Origin of the sequence: Hyalangium ruber (assembly GCF_034259325.1) — a bacterium.
Classification (GTDB): domain Bacteria; phylum Myxococcota; class Myxococcia; order Myxococcales; family Myxococcaceae; genus Hyalangium_A; species Hyalangium_A rubrum.
Genome location: NZ_JAXIVS010000003.1, coordinates 662,017 through 677,262 on the forward strand (window position 1 = coordinate 662,017; position 15,246 = coordinate 677,262).

Here is a 15,246-nt window from a genome sequence, read left to right on the forward strand (position 1 = left end):
TCGAGGCAGTCGGCACGCCTCTACTTCAGCTCGACCCCGACGATGCCCGTGTAGCTCTGGGTCATCTTCGCTTCCTCGGAGTCGACCGTGAAGTTGAGCTCCGTCCACTCCTTGCCATCCGGCGAGGTCCAGTAGGTATTGGCCCCCTGCCCCACCATCCACCACTTGCCACCGATCCAGGCAATGTCTTGCGGAGTGGCGCGGGTGTACTTCGTCAACTGGGTCCACTTCTCTCCGTCCGGGGAGCTGAGGAAGTTGCCGTACGTCGACGCGGTGATGAAGCCCTGCGGCCCCACGCCCAGCGCCCACTTGCCGCCCTCCCACGGCGACGTACCAGCCGTTCCCGTACGCGACGGAGTGGAGCTCATGGAGCCGGGCCGCCTTCGGGAGCTCCACCTGCTTCCAGTTCTCGCCGTCCGGTGACGTGAGGATTCCGGCCCTGCCGACGGCCACGAACAGCTTCGTCTCGGGCACGTAGATGACGTTCTCGACGCTGGCGCCTTCCTTGTCCTTGTACCAGACCTCCTTGAACGTCTTGCCCCCGTCCCGCGAGAGGCCGATGGCACCCCGGAGGTTGGTGATCCCGGATGTGGAGCCCCTGGGAACAGCGTATGCGGAGGACCGGACTTTCCGTGCTCGTGCCTGGCGGAATTTCCTGAGGCGTGCTGGCTAGCTCTGGCGCAGATCTTCCAAGAGGCGGGTGGCCTGGGCGTGGAGGGGATGCTGCGGCGCCAGGCCATCCACCACCTGTTGCGCCAGGGCAAGCGCCTCGGCCATGCGCTGCGCCTTGACGTATGCCAGGACCAGGTTGAGCGAGGTCTCGGGCATCGTGGGCTCGAGCCGCCGCGCCGTCTCCAGCAACTCGATGGCGCGCGGCATATGCCGGTGGCCCTCCTTCAACAAACACACGCCCAGGCGCGTGTAGGGCTCCCAGTGCTCCGGCGCGAACGCGATCGCTTCCTCATAGGCATGGATGACGCCGGGCATGTCCGGAGGCTGGAGCATCTCGCAAGCTTCGGCCTCCAGGAGCTTGAGTGGCAGGGAGCGCGTCCCCTGCGCCCAGCCCTCCCTCAGGTGCTTCAAGGCTTCACGGCCGCGCTTGCGCTCCAGCAGCCTCGCGGCTCGATGGAACAGTGCCGCCTCCGGCGCCTCGGCGCCCTCCACGGTGGGCTCCTGGCCCGCCGTCAGCGCCTCCAGCAGGAGCTGGGCTTGGGGGACCTGCTTCAAGCCTGCTTCCAGGATGTGCTGGGCCGACCGCATCTTGCCGTGCTGCCTGAGCAGCTGGGCCAGCGCCCAGTAACCGCGTACATCCCGCGGCTCCAGGCGCAGACTTTGAACGAGCTCATGCACCGCGGCCCGAGAGCGATTCTCCATCGCCAGCGTCATCCCCAGCTCGAAGCGGAAGCCGGACTGCTGGGGCTTGAGCGCCACGGCATGCTCGTGCGCCTCGCGGGCCGCGAGGATGTCTCCCTGGGCCAACAGCGCGACCCCCAGCCCATGCCAGGCCTCGGCGGGAGGCGAAGGCTGGTGGATGAGCACCTGGTAGAACTCGCGCGCCCGGGTGAAGTCCTTGCGCTGAATCGCCGCGGCCGCGCGCAGCAGGGTCATTTCCACCTGCGCCCTCTCGGACTTCACGCGCGACAACAACTGCTCAGCCTGCTCGGCCCTGCCATCCAACAGGGCCACCTTGGCCAGGGCGAGCAGGGCCTCCTCATCGTCCGGATGCTGGGCGAGGTGGCGCGCGGCTGCCTCCCGTACCTCCTGAAGGCGCCCCTCCTCCAGCAGCTGCCTCAAGGAGTGCGTCATGTCGCCCATTTATTCTGCTTTTACTTGTTTTTCAAGGGGATTCATGGTGCAGTCGTTCAGCTGCGGGAGCCCTCAAATCCGTTTTGCCCCCGGTACCGTATCTGTGTGGACTGTTCGCACTTCTCGAGGAGAGAGCTCATGGCTCCGATCGGATTTCCCGGAAACCGCCCCATCCGTTTTCCTGCGAGCCTCCCGCTCCGAGGACTCCCCCGTCTCACACCGGCGAGCGCCCCCAGCACTCGCGAGCCCGCCAACGCTCACGTGTCCGACTACTCCCAGACGGACAGGCTGCGCGGGCAGATCGACAGGCAGGCCCAGGAGAACCCCAGCTTCTACGGCAGGCTCGTGCGCGGGGTGAACTCCGCGCTGCAGCAGGGGGGATTCGGTATCTCCCCCGCCTCCCACCGGAGCGTCATGGAGAACCTGCAGGGCGTGAGTCAGGGCACCATGCGCCAGTCCACCGCCCACTTCCGGGAGGCTTCGACCTTCGCCCGCGACTCCATCGCCAGCTACTCCCAGGGCAGGATCATCCAAGGAGAAATGGAGCGCTTCGGCGTGATGCTCAACCTCATCGGGGGCGTGGGGATGACGGCGTGGGAGCGGATGACCGGGCAGTGAAAGCCCCGTGCGACGGTTGCGAGAGTGATCGCGTGAACCGGCGGTTCGACGTCAGGACTTTCAAGCAGACAGACACGGTCAGCAGGCACCGTGAGTGCCGCGAGCTGAGCCCACTCGCCGGCCACAGCAAGCCCAAGGCCAGCTACTTCAGGCCCTTGGAGACCCACGAGGCAGCCGAGGACCCAATCGCGCCGCTCCTATTCGGCACGCTCGAATCTCACCTGCAAGGGACCGGGCTTCCTCAAGGCCTCGACACCGTTGTCGAGCGTTCCGAGCGTGATGAGCCCGCTCGCAGGGTCGGAATCCTTGTGGAACAGGGCGAGGTTCCCCCAGGGGGCGTAGTAGGTAATGGCCCCGGCCTTGCCGCCAGAGCTCGCGGGCGCGCCCTTCGTGGACAGCTTGCGCGGCAGGTAGCTGATCTTCTCGGTCGCCGCGTAGTCCGTGAGCGTGAGAGTCAGGGGTAGCAGGGCCGCGAAGTCGCGGGCGGTAGCGTTGTCGTGCAGCGTTGCCGTCAGGACCGTTTCACCGAGGATCAGTCGAATCTTCATGGGATTGGCCCTCTCGGGGGTTTTCTGCTGCGCATGGGCGGGGAGCGCCACCAACGCGAGTGCGAGGAGGAAGGAGGCCCCGGAGTGCGCCCGGGCCTTTAGAGGGGGTGTCATGGCGTCGTCCCCTTCCCCGGCTCTGCGCCGTACTGCGCGTCGCTCACCTTCTCCATCCACTGGACGACCTTGCCGTCCTGCGCCTCCTGGAGGGCCAGGTGCGTCATGGCGGTGGTGGGAGAGGCGCCGTGCCAGTGCTTCTGGCCGGGTGGAATCTGTACGACGTCGCCTGGGCGAATCTCCTCCACCGCCCCGCCCCACAGCTGAACGCGGCCCACGCCCGCCGTCACCACGAGCGTCTGGCCCAGCGGGTGGGTGTGCCATGCGGTGCGCGCGCCCGGCTCGAAGGTGACGCTGGCGCCCGAGGTGCGCGCAGGGGGCGTGGCCGAGAAGAGCGGGTCGACGCGCACCGTGCCGGTAAACCACTCAGCGGGCCCCTTCGTGGAGGCCTGCGTCCCGGCGCGAGTGATGCGCGGCGCGGGGGCGCTACCGCGCGCGGTGGTGGCAACCGGGCCCGGCTGTGTGAGCGCCACGCCGAGAACCGGGAACCCGACGAGCGTAACGATGAGCCACTTCATGTTCATGTCCGTCCTCCTGAGTTTCGCAAGCTGCACGTGCATCCGCGCCTCATCGCGCTGCATCCATCAGAAGCCTCCGATGGCGACGCCGAGCAGGGCACGTCCGATCATGAGCACGGTGAAGTTCGGCGCCAGAGCGACGACGAGGCCCGAGGCCAGCATCAACGGCTCCCCATGACGCGGAGCGAGGGGCCGCCGCCTCGGACGCTCCGGCGAGTTGGATGGTCATGGCCTTCGAGGTAACCCCCGGCTCCGCCGGGGACTACGGGCTGAATGCGCATGAGCCGTTAAGCCTGGGTTGACAGTCGGTGCGCCAGCTCGAGGCTAAACTGGGCGTGGTGCTGCTCAACCGCACCTCGCGCAGCGTGGCCGTGACGGACGCAGAGCGGCGGTTGGTGGAGGAGGCCGGTCCAGGCCTGGCCAAGGGGACATTCTCGACGTTCGTGTCTATCTGGGAGCTCGAGCGAGGGCACAAGAACTGACGCGTGCCCGTGCGCGGCGGCATCGCCACGAACGACCACATGACCAGCGTGGCGCTCGCGGCCGAAGGACAGGGGCTGGCGTATGCCCTGGAGCCAGCGGTGGCACCGCCGAGGGCCCCATGGTTCCGAGGCACGGTGAGCGGCGGTGCTCGGACCTGAGCAACCCGGCACTAGAATGGACGTTGACGTCGACGTCGATTCACTCCCACCCGAGCGCCCCATGCCGCCCACCGACTTCCAGCCCGCCGATCCCGCATACGCCGAGCGGGTGCGCGAAAGCTTCGCCCGCCAGGCCGCGATGGGCACCATCGGCGCGGAGCTCGTGCGCGTGGAGGCCGGCGAGGTGGAGGTGCAACTGGCCTGGGCTGCGCATCTCACCCAGCAGCATGGGTTCCTGCATGGAGGCATCCTCGGGGCCGCGCTCGATTCGGCCTGCGGCTACGCCGCCTCCACGCTGATGCCGGCCGACGTGGGCGTGCTCAGCATCGAATACAAGATCAACTTCGTCGCGCCAGCCCGGGGCCAGCGCTTCCGCCTGGTCGGCACGGTGGTCAAGCCGGGCCGCACCATCAGCGTAGTCGAAGGCCGGGCCTACGCCGTCGAGGGCGACCGCGAGAAGCTGGTCGCCACCATGAGCGCCACGATGATGACGGTCGCTGGCCGCGACGACGTCAAGTCCTAGGTTCGCCGCGCGCGACGAACCTCGACCGCAGCGGACCCGCTCCCGATGGTCCTCTGGCGCAAGATCCAGGAAGACCTACCAGGGGCAATTGGCCACGTGGACGGTGCGCGTCACGGGGAGGGCCGAATTGCCCGCGCTGTCCGTGGCCTGGTAGGTGACCGTATAGGTTCCCGGAGACCAGCCGTTCACATAGCCGGACACCTGCACCGACTGCGTGACGTTGCCGTAGCAGGCGTCCAGCGCCACGAAGCCGGGATCCACCCACTGGCTGCCGCACGTGTGATGCAACTCGGTGCCCCCGTTCAACTGGAACATGGGAGGCACGGTGTCCTCCACGAGGATGGTGCGCACGGCGCTCGTGTCACCATACGGGTTGCGGGCCATGTACTGCACCGCGTAGGTGCCCTCGGCGTTCGCGTTGGGACCGGGGCCATAGGCATCCGCGCCCGAGTTGAAACGCTCCACCGCCACGGGGCCGCAGTCATCCGTGGCCGTGGCGCCCGGGTCCTGCCAGGGGCTCATGCCGCACTGCAGAATCATTTCCTGGCTGCCTCGGAGGGTCAGCGTGGGCGGAGGCCGAATGAGCTCACACGCCGGTGGCTCGTAGCGGATCTCCAGTTTGGGGCGCTTGCTGGCATCGGGGTATTCAGACGCGTAATAAAACGTCTCGTACCCTGGCGAGCTCAGCCGCAGGCTCAAGAGGTTGTCCGTCTCGGCCTGGTACCGAACCAGGGAAGCGAGCACCACGGTCTCGGTGCTGCCAAGCTGCTCCGGCCGGGGCTGTACGTGGCGAACGTCATACCAAAGCCACCAGGAGCCCACGGGCGCTCCCGAAACGGCGGGCTTGTTGAGCCAGATGAGGGAACCCTCGCTCCATGAGTCGTCCGGCACGAAATGTGTGTAAACGTTGCCATCGCCCCCATAGGCGAAACCATCGTGCGCCGTAGCCCGAAGCCTGGCGGAGAGCACCTGGGAGTTCTGGGGAATGCCGCTCAGGTCGAACTTCAGGAAGGTCTCGCGTGAGGAGTCGACGCCAGCCATCGGCCAGACCGGCGACACCGCAAAGCCTGTCTGGCTTCCGTAATTGGTCCAGGGCATCGCTGAGGTCACCATCGCGTCATCGATGGGCTCCAGTTCCACGGTAATGGGGGTGGCGTTCGCGGCCAGAGGCCCACAAAGACTCACAGCCAGCAGCATCTTGGCAAGGCTGTCTTTCGACCGCGAAAGACGCAGAGAGGGAAAGCCAAAAGGCAACGGGAGAGGGATCATGGATGGAGGCTCCTGTCGGTGAGGCTGCGAAATGATACGTCTATGGAGCTTCAATCAACAACTGGTTTGGGAAGAAAAATGAAGAATGGCTTCAAATTCTTGTGCCAGAAGCATGACGGACCGCGGCATGTGCGGATGGGACTTCAACGGTGCCCGGCGCCACGTAGAGCAACGGCGACTCGCCAGCCCTGCCCGTGAGTACGACGGAACGGGGCGCGGCCCGCGTCCTTGATCTCCCCGGAGACGAGCAGCGGGCCCATCCACCCCTCGCAACGAAACGCCTGGGCGCTTCCCGCCTTGGCCTTCTCGATGCCCATGTCCCGCACGGAGAAATACTGACCGACCTTGTGAGGCACTCCGTCCTCGTGCGTCCAGAGTTGATCCGGGACGCCTTTTCATCAATACAGCGGATGATGCGGGTGGCCACGAGGATGAGGTACTGATCCGGCTGGCCCTCCACCGTCCACGGGGATCAATTACATCGTCCGCGAGCTTCGAAGAATCGCTTGGGCATGGGCTCTCTCACCAACACAGCGGCGGCCCTCCGCGCTTTCCAGGTAGAGGGCCGCCACTGCTTTCATTCACCGAGGCTCATGCCCCGGGCGTTTACTCCACCCGTCACACCGAGGGCAGCTGCCCCTTCAGCGCCTCGAGCAGCTGGCTCACCTGCTCCACGGGGATGCCCTTGAAGTCCAGCACCGCCTTGCCCTTCTGGTTGCGCACCTGCACCTTGACGAGCACCCCCTGCGGGAACCGGCTTGCCACCGCCTTGTGGTACTGCTCCGCCACTGCCACCGCCTCCGCAGGCAAGGGCTTGCTGGAGGAGGGCTTGCGCCTGCGCTGGATCGCCTTGCGCATCTGCTCCACGCTGCACGCCGAGAAGGGCTTGGCGGTCACCTGCCCCTTGTCGTCCGGCACCTCGATGAGGGTGTTGCCCGGCTCCGCGTGGTTCACCTCCAGGTCCGCCGCCTCCTTGTACGTCAGCAGCAGGTACAGGCACGTGACGCCGAAGCGGCGCGTGACAGGCTCGCTGAAGGCGGCGGCCACCGCCCCGTACATGCTCAGGGACGACTGCGACAAGTCCGCCAGGTGCTGGCTGAGGTAATCCCGGGCGTCCTTGAAGCCGGCCCCCTCCGCCAGCTTCTCCTTCACGATGTAGTTGTAGAGCTGCCCCATCCGGTGGTGGTTGGTGTGCTCCTGGGCCATCAGCCCGAGCAGCTCCTCGCGCACCTGCTGCAGCGTCGTGCCCTCCGGGATGGCGGCGGCGGCGGCGGCGCTCGTGGTGGTGGGCTCCTTGAACTTCAACAGACTGAACATGACTGCTTCTCCCCCTGAGACGCACCATGCGTCCCGGCCGATTGACCATGTGGCCGCGCAGCCCTAGAGCACACTGCGGGCCAACTCTGGGGGCCCTGAGAAAACGGGTGCTTACGAGAACAGCCGCCAGGGACCGTCCGTGCGCGCGGACGCACCGTCCACGTTTTGAGACGGTCCGAAAAAGCATTGGAGTGCCGCTGGCTTACGCAGGCAGAGCCGCAGTTCAATCGCTGGGGCGTTGTTGTAACTCACCGAATTCACAGGGATGAACTCCCGCCGCTGCTGGGACAGACCGTCCACGTTCCCGGACTGTGCAGCCAGGCCCAGGGCCCGATCGTTACTTCCAACCAGTTGGAAGTGGCCTCTCGCCGCCTCTCCCAACTGGAGCCGAGCGCGGAGCTTCACTTCCAACCAGTTGGAAGTGGCCTCTCGCCGAGGATGCCGTGGCTCGCGGCCTCACGCCGGGCATGTGCAATCCCGTCCAGCATCTGTTGGCGCGAAGAGCGCTCTTTGCTGCACCTCAACACCCGACGCTCTGTGTCCGCCAACATGGCGAAGGCGTCCCGGGCTTGCTCCGGAAAGTTCGGCAAGGACTGTACGTAAAGGCACGAGATGTGAAAGCGACTCCAGAGATTCGGAAAGCCCAGCCGCTTGAGCTTGCGCAACCACGGGCCAAAGTCCTTCCAGGGGCGATCCTGGTCGAACGCCGCTTGTACAGCATCCTCCGCCGTCAGCCGCTTGAGGTGCAGACGTTCGGCGGGGGTTCGTGCCTCTCGTGCAAACTGCCGCTCGAGGTCCTTGAGCGCCGCCACGTAGGCGTCAAAAGGCACTTCAGCGTGAATCATCCCGAAGCAGAGCCACTGGCGGGCCTCTGCCACCTCGTTCCACCACTCCCAACGCAAGCGGGCCACGCCTAGTAGCCTCCGAGACACTCAAAGTCGTTGACCTTCTCGGGCCAAGAGCCGTTCGCCTTACAAACGTCGTAACAGGACTGGCAGATGCTCCGCCCGTACTGCCCGCGCTTCTCGTATTCGCCGCCCAGCGCGACGCACTGAAGCCAGTATTGGCGGCACTCCTCTTCCCTCTTCCTTTTGTCTGGGGGAGCCGCACTCGTAGGCGGCGGAAGTGGTTGCGGATCGGGCCGGGGGGCCTGCTTTGGGGACCGCGTGGGCACCTTCATGGGGTCTACCGCCCCACACCGCTCAGGATTACCCGGATGCTGTTTGAAGCAGCACGAGACGGTGCTGTCTGTCGGACCACAAGGTGCGGCCTGCGCGATGGAGTCCCTGCGCTGCGCAATCGCATCCCACCGCTCGGCGACGCCATCCGCGGAGCCTGATCCGCCTGTGCCCCGGTAAGCGGCTTGCGTCGAGCTACAGCCCAACGCACCGATGAGGATCGTGCGTAGCACGAGAGCACAGGTAGCACGCCAAGCATCTCCGGCCAGCGTCACGGGGCCTCCCGGGAAGAACCTGCCTGATCGGAGTTATCGCAAGTCTCTGGACAGGTTGCGTACACACCGACCCAGCCGACGCATCGGCGCGGGTTGGGCCAGGCCATGCTACTCCACTCGGTTGAGCAGGTGTTGGCACTCTGCTCAGAGGTATTGCTTAGGAGGAGACGACGTCATTGTCCTTACACGGCGGCGGGCAAGCGCGGTGACTGGCCGTTGGAGGACCCCGGCGATGTGCCGAAAACCGTCTACATCCCCGGACAGTTCAGCCGGGACCGAGGCCCGCTCGCTACTTCCAACCAGTTGGAAGTGGCCACTCGCCCGGCCCGAATGTGCTCGAACTGCTCCTGAAGCCCTGTGACATTGGCCGAGTAGGTCAGTCCTCGCGAGCCTCCTCGGTCCCTCGGCTCCCGCCCCCTGCTCTTGAACGTGCCCCAGTTCTACCTATGCGCGAGAGGTCCGTCTGGATCGCCTCGAACTGCTCCAGGGCCGCACGCAGGTCGTCCACAATCTCCCCGGCAATGACATCTGGAGCAGGCAGGTTCGCTGAGTCCTCCAACGACTCGTCCTTGAGCCAGAAGATGTCCAGGCTCACCTTGTCCCGCTGGAGCAGTTCCTCGTACCCATACGAGCGCCAGCGCCCCTCCGGAGCCTTCTTCTCGGACCACGTCGCCTTGCGCTGGTGCCGGTTCTCCGGCAGGTAGCAGGCAACGAACTCGTCGAGATCCGCCCGCTTCAGCGGGTTCGTCTTCAGCGTGAAGTGCTTGTTCGTGCGCAAGTCATAGACCCAGAGCTTCTCGGTCCACGGCTTCTCCCGGCCTGGCTTCTTCTCGAAGAACAGCACGTTCGCCTTCACGCCCTGCGCGTAGAAGATGCCCGTCGGCAACCGCAGCAGCGTATGCACGTCGCACTCGTGGAGCAGCTTGCGGCGAATCGTCTCCCCCGCTCCGCCCTCGAAGAGCACGTTGTCGGGCACCACCACCGCCGCCCGCCCGTTCACCTCCAGCAGCGTCTTGATGTGCTGCACGAAGTTGAGCTGCTTGTTGCTCGTGGACGCCCAGAAGTCGTCGCGCACGACGGTGAGGGCCTCTTTCTCCTGCTCGCCCTCATCGTTGATGACGGTAACGGAGGACTTGCGGCCAAAGGGCGGATTGGAGAGCGCGATCTTCCACCGCTTGCCCGGGTCGCTGCGAATGGCGTCATCCACTACAACGATGGGAGTCTCATCCCCGCCAATGCCGTGGAGAAGCAGGTTCATCGTGCATAGACGGGCGGGCGTATCGGCGATCTCCCACCCCCGCAGCGCCTCCAGCTTGAGGTGCTTCTTCTGGTCCTTGTCGAGCCTGTTGTTCCTGGCAATGTAGTCGTGGGCCGCGAGCAGGAAACCACCGGTACCAACGGCCGGGTCCACGAGGGTCTCCCCCGGTTTGGGCTGCACCACGTCCACGATGGCGCGGATCAACGCTCTCGGGGTGAAGTACTGCCCGGCCCCGGATTGGGTGGCCGTCTTCTCCAGCAGGCCCTCGTAGGCGTCCCCCTTCACGTCGGCGTCGAGGCTCGACCACTGCTCGCGGTCCAGCAGGTCTACGATGAGGCGGCGGAGCTTCGCCGGGTCTTGAACCTTGTTCTGGGCCTTGCGGAAGATGAGCCCCAGCGTCCCCTTCGACTTGCCTAGATTCTCCAGCAGGCGGCGGTAGTGGGTTTCGAGCGCGTCGCCCTCCTTGCTCATCAGGCTGGGCCAGTCGAAGCCCTTGGGGACGGGCGATGGACGGTTCCATGGAGCCTGGGTCTGCTCGTGGGCCATCTTGAGGAAAAGCAAGAACGTGAGTTGCTCGATGTAGTCTCCGTAGGAGAGGCCATCGTCCCTGAGGACATCGCAGTAGTTCCAGAGCTTCTGGACGATTTGAGCCGAGTGGTTGCTCATCGTGTTGCCTTCATTTTGGGGACAGCGGTGGTCTGCTTGACTCGGCCCTGTTTGGTTAGGGACTTGTTCTCCACGGCGGCAGAGATACTCTCAAGGAGCTTTGAGGAGGGTTCGTCCCGCGGGTCTTGAGGAACCAGCGAGCCCTCGAAAGCAGTCTTTAGGACCGCTTGTCGCAGGCGGGTAGCGCGAGTCTCATTCGACATGAGAGTGAGTTCGATCGCATCACCAACGGAGAGTCTGCTTTCCGCCTCGAAGATGATTCGTTGCTGTTCCGAGAGAGGAGGCAGCGGAACGGGCATCTCTGATACGTCAGCGAGACTGAAATTGGCCCGCGCGACATCAACTTTCTCGCGATGGATGTACTGTTGGGCGAGAGGGGAAAGCAAGTAGCGAAGAACGTAGGCCCCAAGAGAGGGAACGACGGGTCGAATGAGTGCTACTGCCTGATTGATGTTCGCTCCAGCAAGCTCGGTCGTGGCGAGTGCTACCCGTCCAATTGATGCCCCCACTATGTTGAGGAGAACATCGCCGTCGGCCAGTACCGACCTGCTTTCCTTCTCGTTAAACGCGTGTGGAAGAAAGACACGTTCGTCAAGCTGAAGCGACCCCCAGCCAACATTCTGACTCCGTACAAACAAGACGCCCGAGGCGCAATAGTCGAAGCCCTGCCAGTTTGGGGAAGACCCTTTGGTTACCACTGAGCTCAACTGGTCGATTGTTGACCACGTCCAGCCACTCTGTAACGAAGGCAGACCAGAGGTTTCAGGGGCGACAGGTTCGACGTACTTCGCCTTCCACTTGTCGTCCTTGGGAAGCTTCCCGGCCGCCTTCATCTTGGCGAGCTGGTCGGCCTCCCAGCGGGCACGGCGCTCCTTGAGGATGCGAGCGAGGAGCTTATCGGCGGGCTCGTAGTCGCGCTTCTCGCGGCGTGCAAGTTCGGCCTCGGTCGGAACCAGCCTCCCCTCACACGCGGCCTTCAGGACCGAGGCTCGGTAGCGCTTGAGCTGGGCCTGTACGCGCTTGAGTGCCTCGACGCTGGCGTCGAGCCGGGTGAACTGCTTCTCGACCTCGGCAATAATTCGATCTTGTTCCTCGGTCGGTGCAAGCGGCAGTTCAAACCGGAGAAAAGACGCGAACTCCACGTTTGCAACCGTCGTCCCGGACTTGGTGCAGTCTTTGAGAATGCGCTGCTCGAACGCCTTGAGCCCAAGAGCGACGTACCTTGCCCGAACTCCTTCGCGTGGCGTCAGCGCCTTGAGATCCTGATTGATCGTAACCGGCTTCTTGGTGGTCGCGACTGGAAGAGTTCTCTCCAAGATGCCGCTTCGAGTCACGACGAGAACCGACTCAGCCGGTATCAGTCGGGTCGCCGACTGCTCGATTGCTGTCGGCGTGATGTGATCTTCCGTGTCGGAAATGAACTCCGTCTTCATGTCCTTCGGCGAGACCCACGGAATCGACCCATGCCAGAAGCTTGGCTCGGACTTGGAGGGTGTGCCCCCTCCAGCCCAAGTCCCCAGATCAGACAGCGAAGCGCGGATCCAATTTGCAGGCAGATCGTTCTCGCTCATGCCACCAACACCTCATTCAGCTCTTCGAGCAGCTCATCGAGCTTGCCCGCGAACACCTGATGGACCCGCCCGAGCCCGCCCTTCTGGTTGAAGGGCACGTCCTCGAAATCGTCCCTCTCGATCCTGAAGCTCGCGGCGACGTGGTCCTTGATGAGCGCGAGCCACTGGCGCTGCTCGTCAGAAAACTTCCGCCCCCGGTTCTCCTGCTGGGCAAGCCAGTTCTGGAACCGCTCCTCCACCTGATCCGTGAAGGGCACCAACTGCCGATCCTTGTGGAGCGCGAAGCGCACCAGCGACACGATGTCCGTGAGCAGCCGCTGGCCACCGGCCCCGCGCACCTTCGCCTTGTCGAGCGTCTCGTACGCGCGCCAGAGCGCCTCGGGCGTCCACGTCCGGGGCGGGGCCTTGATGTCCTCGGCCAGCGCCTTGATATCCTTGAACGTGAGCCGCTTCGCGTACGGCTGTGAGTACAGCACCTGGATGGCGGTGAGCTCGTCCTTGTGCTCCTCGATATACTTCTCAAAGGACTGCACCAGCCCACGCGCCTTCTCGGTGGCGGCGGCGTCGAAGCCCGCTCCCAGCACCGTGTCCACGCTGACCGTGTCGAGCGTCTGCTCGAAGCTGCGCTTGATGAAGGCGAGCTCGTTGCGCAAGTCCGGGTTCGCCGCCAGCGGAGCCACCGCCGCCCGAATAGCCACCTCCGCCGCCTGGGAGACCTGCGCCGCCGTGGGCTCTTCTCCGGTGAGCAGCTTGTTGGCCACCCGCGCCGCCTCGACGTGCCTGTCCGGATCCAGCGCCTCCACCAGCCCGCCCACCAGTTCTTCCAGCGACTTGCCGTGGGCCAACCCAGCGAGCCGCTCCTTCTCGGGCTTGCCCAACCGCTGATTCATCCGGGCCAGGCGACTGGCCAGCGAGGAGATGACATCGTGGTCCGTGCCACCGGCGGCCACCACCTGGAGCAGCTTGTCGAAGGCCACCGCGGGGTGCTTCTCCAGCGGGCGAGTATCGACGAAGTCGCTCTCACACATGCCCACGCAGTCTACGAGGATGAAGTGCGTCTTGGCGGGGGCGTCGGGCGTCACCGACTGAAGGTCACTCGGGCTGATGACGCGGACCCCGCGCCCCTTCATCTGCTCGAAGAAGTTGCGGCTCTTCACCGTGCGCATGAACATCACGATTTCCAGCGGCTTGATGTCGGTGCCGGTGGCGACCATGTCCACCGTCACGGCGATGCGCGGGTTGTAGGAGTTACGAAATGAGGAGAGCAGATCCTCGGGCTTGATGCCGGTGGACTTGTAGGTGATTTCTTCGACTTCCTTGCCGCCGGGCCCCTTCTTCTTCGTGACGATGCGAGCGGTCCCGGTGCGGTAGGTGATCTTCTCGCAGAACGCGTTGCCCTTGCCGAACTCCTCCCGGAGGACGCGGACGATGTCGTCGGCGTGGGAGTCGTCCTTGGCGAAGATGAGCGTCTTGGGGACTTCCTTGCGGCCGGGGAAGATCTCGGTGAAGAGCCGGTCCTTGAAGGTGCGGATGACGGTGCGCAGCTGGTCCACCGCCACCACGTCCCGGTCGAGCTGGCTGGCGGAGTAGCTCAGGTCCTCGTCAAGCTTCTGCCACCGGACGGCCCGGGACTCACGGTCGCGCTTGTCCACGAAGAGACCCGCATCCACCTTCGAGCCGCCCTCGGTGATACGGGTACGGATGCGGTACACGTCGAAGGGCACGTTCACGCTGTCGCCGACGGCGGCCTCGTGGCCGTACTCCATGACGAGGTTCTGGTGGAAGAAGCCGAGGGTCTGCTTGGAAGGCGTCGCGGTAAGGCCGATGAGGGACGCGTCGAAGTACTCCAGCACCTGGCGCCACAGGTTGTAGATGGATCGGTGAGCTTCGTCGGTCCACAGGAAGTCGAAGAACTCGACGGGGATGCTGGGGTTGTAGGGGACCGCGAGCGGCTGGGTGCTCAAGTCGGTAAGCGTGGTGAAGGCGGAGACTTCCTCGTCATCTTCCTTCAGCTCCTGGCCCGAGAGCATGGAGTAGACGCGCTGGATGGTCGCGATGCAGACCTTGGCCACCGGGTCGAGCTTGTTCGAGGTGAGGTGCTGGACGTTGTACAGCTCGTGGAACTTCCGGCCGTCGTCAGGAGTGACGTACTGCTGGAACTCCTTGAGCGTCTGGCGGCCGAGGTTGGCGCGGTCCACGAGGAACAGGACTCTCTTGGCTCCACCGAACTTGATGAGCCGGTAGATGGAGCTGACCGCGGTGAACGTCTTCCCGGAGCCGGTGGCCATCTGGATGAGGGCGCGCGGCTTGTCGGCGTACAGAGATGCTTCGAGGTTGCGCACGGCCTTGAGCTGGGCGGGCCAGAGGCCCTTGGGCTCGACGTCCGGCATCTGGCGGAGGCGCAGCCGCAGGGAGGAGGGCAGAAGACTGCGTGGCGCGGGCTTGCCGTTCTTGAGGGGGAGCAGCGGGGGTGGGTTCTGCTCTGGGTCGAGCCACTCGGCCAGTGTCTCGGGCTTGTGGAAGTGAAAGAGGCGGCGGCTGCGGGGTTCCGGATCCAGGCGGTTGGTGAACTGCGTCTCCACGCCCGTGCTCTCGTAGAGGAACGGCAGCGGGACGACGTGGGCGGGGATGAGGGGGGGCACGCCGCGCGCGTATTTCTCCGACTGCACCTCGATGCCGGTGAGCAGGGTGCCTTCTTTCTTGGCCTCGACGACACCGGCCAGCTTCCCGGCAACATAGAGGGCGTAATCGGCCTTGCCGTGGCCGCGTGCCAGGGGGAACTCGCGGACAGCCACCCCGAGTCCAGCGGCGAGGTTGAGTTCGGCGAAGTCCTGGACGTGCCAACCCGCGCTCTGGAGCGCGGCATCAATGTTCTTGCGGGCAGCAGCTTCGGGCGTTGGCATCGGGGCACCGATTTTCGCTGAAAGCCCCGCCCACGGCGATC

14 protein-coding genes and 1 pseudogene are annotated in these 15,246 nt (G+C 64.9%); 4 read left to right on the plus strand and 11 right to left on the minus strand.

Features of this window, described 5'->3' with window-relative positions:
- Positions 1-20: 20 nt before the first annotated feature.
- Positions 21-368, minus strand: a complete 348-nt coding sequence (locus SYV04_RS11650; RefSeq protein WP_321545767.1) for a hypothetical protein — start codon at positions 366-368, stop codon at positions 21-23.
- Between the two features lie 301 nt (positions 369-669).
- On the minus strand, positions 670-1,815 hold the full coding sequence (locus tag SYV04_RS11655; protein ID WP_321545768.1) for a tetratricopeptide repeat protein: 1,146 nt from the start codon (positions 1,813-1,815) through the stop codon (positions 670-672).
- Positions 1,816-2,067: 252 nt separating this feature from the next.
- Between SYV04_RS11655 and SYV04_RS11660 the strand changes: the two genes are divergently transcribed.
- Positions 2,068-2,424: a hypothetical protein gene (locus SYV04_RS11660; RefSeq protein WP_321545769.1), complete on the plus strand. Its 357-nt coding sequence runs from the start codon at positions 2,068-2,070 to the stop codon at positions 2,422-2,424.
- A gap of 197 nt (positions 2,425-2,621) precedes the next feature.
- On the opposite strand, the gene SYV04_RS11665 is transcribed toward SYV04_RS11660, so the two are convergent.
- Entirely contained in the window at positions 2,622-2,972 is a 351-nt protein-coding gene (locus tag SYV04_RS11665) for a cyclophilin-like fold protein (protein WP_321545770.1), read from the minus strand.
- A gap of 110 nt (positions 2,973-3,082) precedes the next feature.
- Positions 3,083-3,610 carry a (R)-mandelonitrile lyase gene (locus SYV04_RS11670; RefSeq protein WP_321545771.1) on the minus strand — a complete coding sequence of 176 codons (528 nt, stop codon included), beginning with the start codon at positions 3,608-3,610 and terminating at the stop codon, positions 3,083-3,085.
- A 296-nt stretch (positions 3,611-3,906) separates the two neighbouring features.
- Between SYV04_RS11670 and SYV04_RS43715 the strand changes: the two are divergent.
- The 3 genes and pseudogenes from SYV04_RS43715 to SYV04_RS11685 form a co-directional block, all read left to right on the plus strand.
- Positions 3,907-4,017, plus strand: a pseudogene (locus SYV04_RS43715) (LysR family transcriptional regulator); the annotation flags it as partial.
- Positions 4,018-4,089: 72 nt separating this feature from the next.
- Complete coding sequence (locus tag SYV04_RS11680; protein WP_321545773.1) at positions 4,090-4,245, plus strand: hypothetical protein; 156 nt, start codon at positions 4,090-4,092, stop codon at positions 4,243-4,245.
- A 61-nt stretch (positions 4,246-4,306) separates the two neighbouring features.
- Complete coding sequence (locus tag SYV04_RS11685; protein ID WP_321545774.1) at positions 4,307-4,768, plus strand: PaaI family thioesterase; 462 nt, start codon at positions 4,307-4,309, stop codon at positions 4,766-4,768.
- A gap of 75 nt (positions 4,769-4,843) precedes the next feature.
- Here the strand turns inward: SYV04_RS11685 and SYV04_RS11690 are convergent, their stop codons facing one another.
- The 7 genes from SYV04_RS11690 to SYV04_RS11720 form a co-directional block, all read right to left on the minus strand.
- Entirely contained in the window at positions 4,844-6,037 is a 1,194-nt protein-coding gene (locus SYV04_RS11690; RefSeq protein WP_321545775.1) for an immunoglobulin-like domain-containing protein, read from the minus strand.
- 143 nt (positions 6,038-6,180) lie between these two features.
- Positions 6,181-6,393, minus strand: coding sequence for a hypothetical protein (locus tag SYV04_RS11695; protein WP_321545776.1), 213 nt, complete (start codon positions 6,391-6,393; stop codon positions 6,181-6,183).
- A gap of 262 nt (positions 6,394-6,655) precedes the next feature.
- Positions 6,656-7,354: a hypothetical protein gene (locus tag SYV04_RS11700; RefSeq protein ID WP_321545777.1), complete on the minus strand. Its 699-nt coding sequence runs from the start codon at positions 7,352-7,354 to the stop codon at positions 6,656-6,658.
- Between the two features lie 401 nt (positions 7,355-7,755).
- A complete protein-coding gene (locus tag SYV04_RS11705) occupies positions 7,756-8,265 on the minus strand; it encodes a hypothetical protein (protein WP_321545778.1) in 510 nt (169 codons plus the stop codon).
- A gap of 918 nt (positions 8,266-9,183) precedes the next feature.
- Positions 9,184-10,731, minus strand: a complete 1,548-nt coding sequence (locus SYV04_RS11710; RefSeq protein ID WP_321545779.1) for a class I SAM-dependent DNA methyltransferase — start codon at positions 10,729-10,731, stop codon at positions 9,184-9,186.
- Positions 10,728-12,302 carry a restriction endonuclease subunit S gene (locus SYV04_RS11715; RefSeq protein ID WP_321545780.1) on the minus strand — a complete coding sequence of 525 codons (1,575 nt, stop codon included), beginning with the start codon at positions 12,300-12,302 and terminating at the stop codon, positions 10,728-10,730. The genes SYV04_RS11710 and SYV04_RS11715 overlap by 4 nt, the downstream gene beginning before the upstream one ends.
- On the minus strand, positions 12,299-15,205 hold the full coding sequence (locus SYV04_RS11720) for a type I restriction endonuclease subunit R (RefSeq protein WP_321545781.1): 2,907 nt from the start codon (positions 15,203-15,205) through the stop codon (positions 12,299-12,301). The genes SYV04_RS11715 and SYV04_RS11720 overlap by 4 nt, the downstream gene beginning before the upstream one ends.
- Positions 15,206-15,246 lie beyond the last annotated feature (41 nt).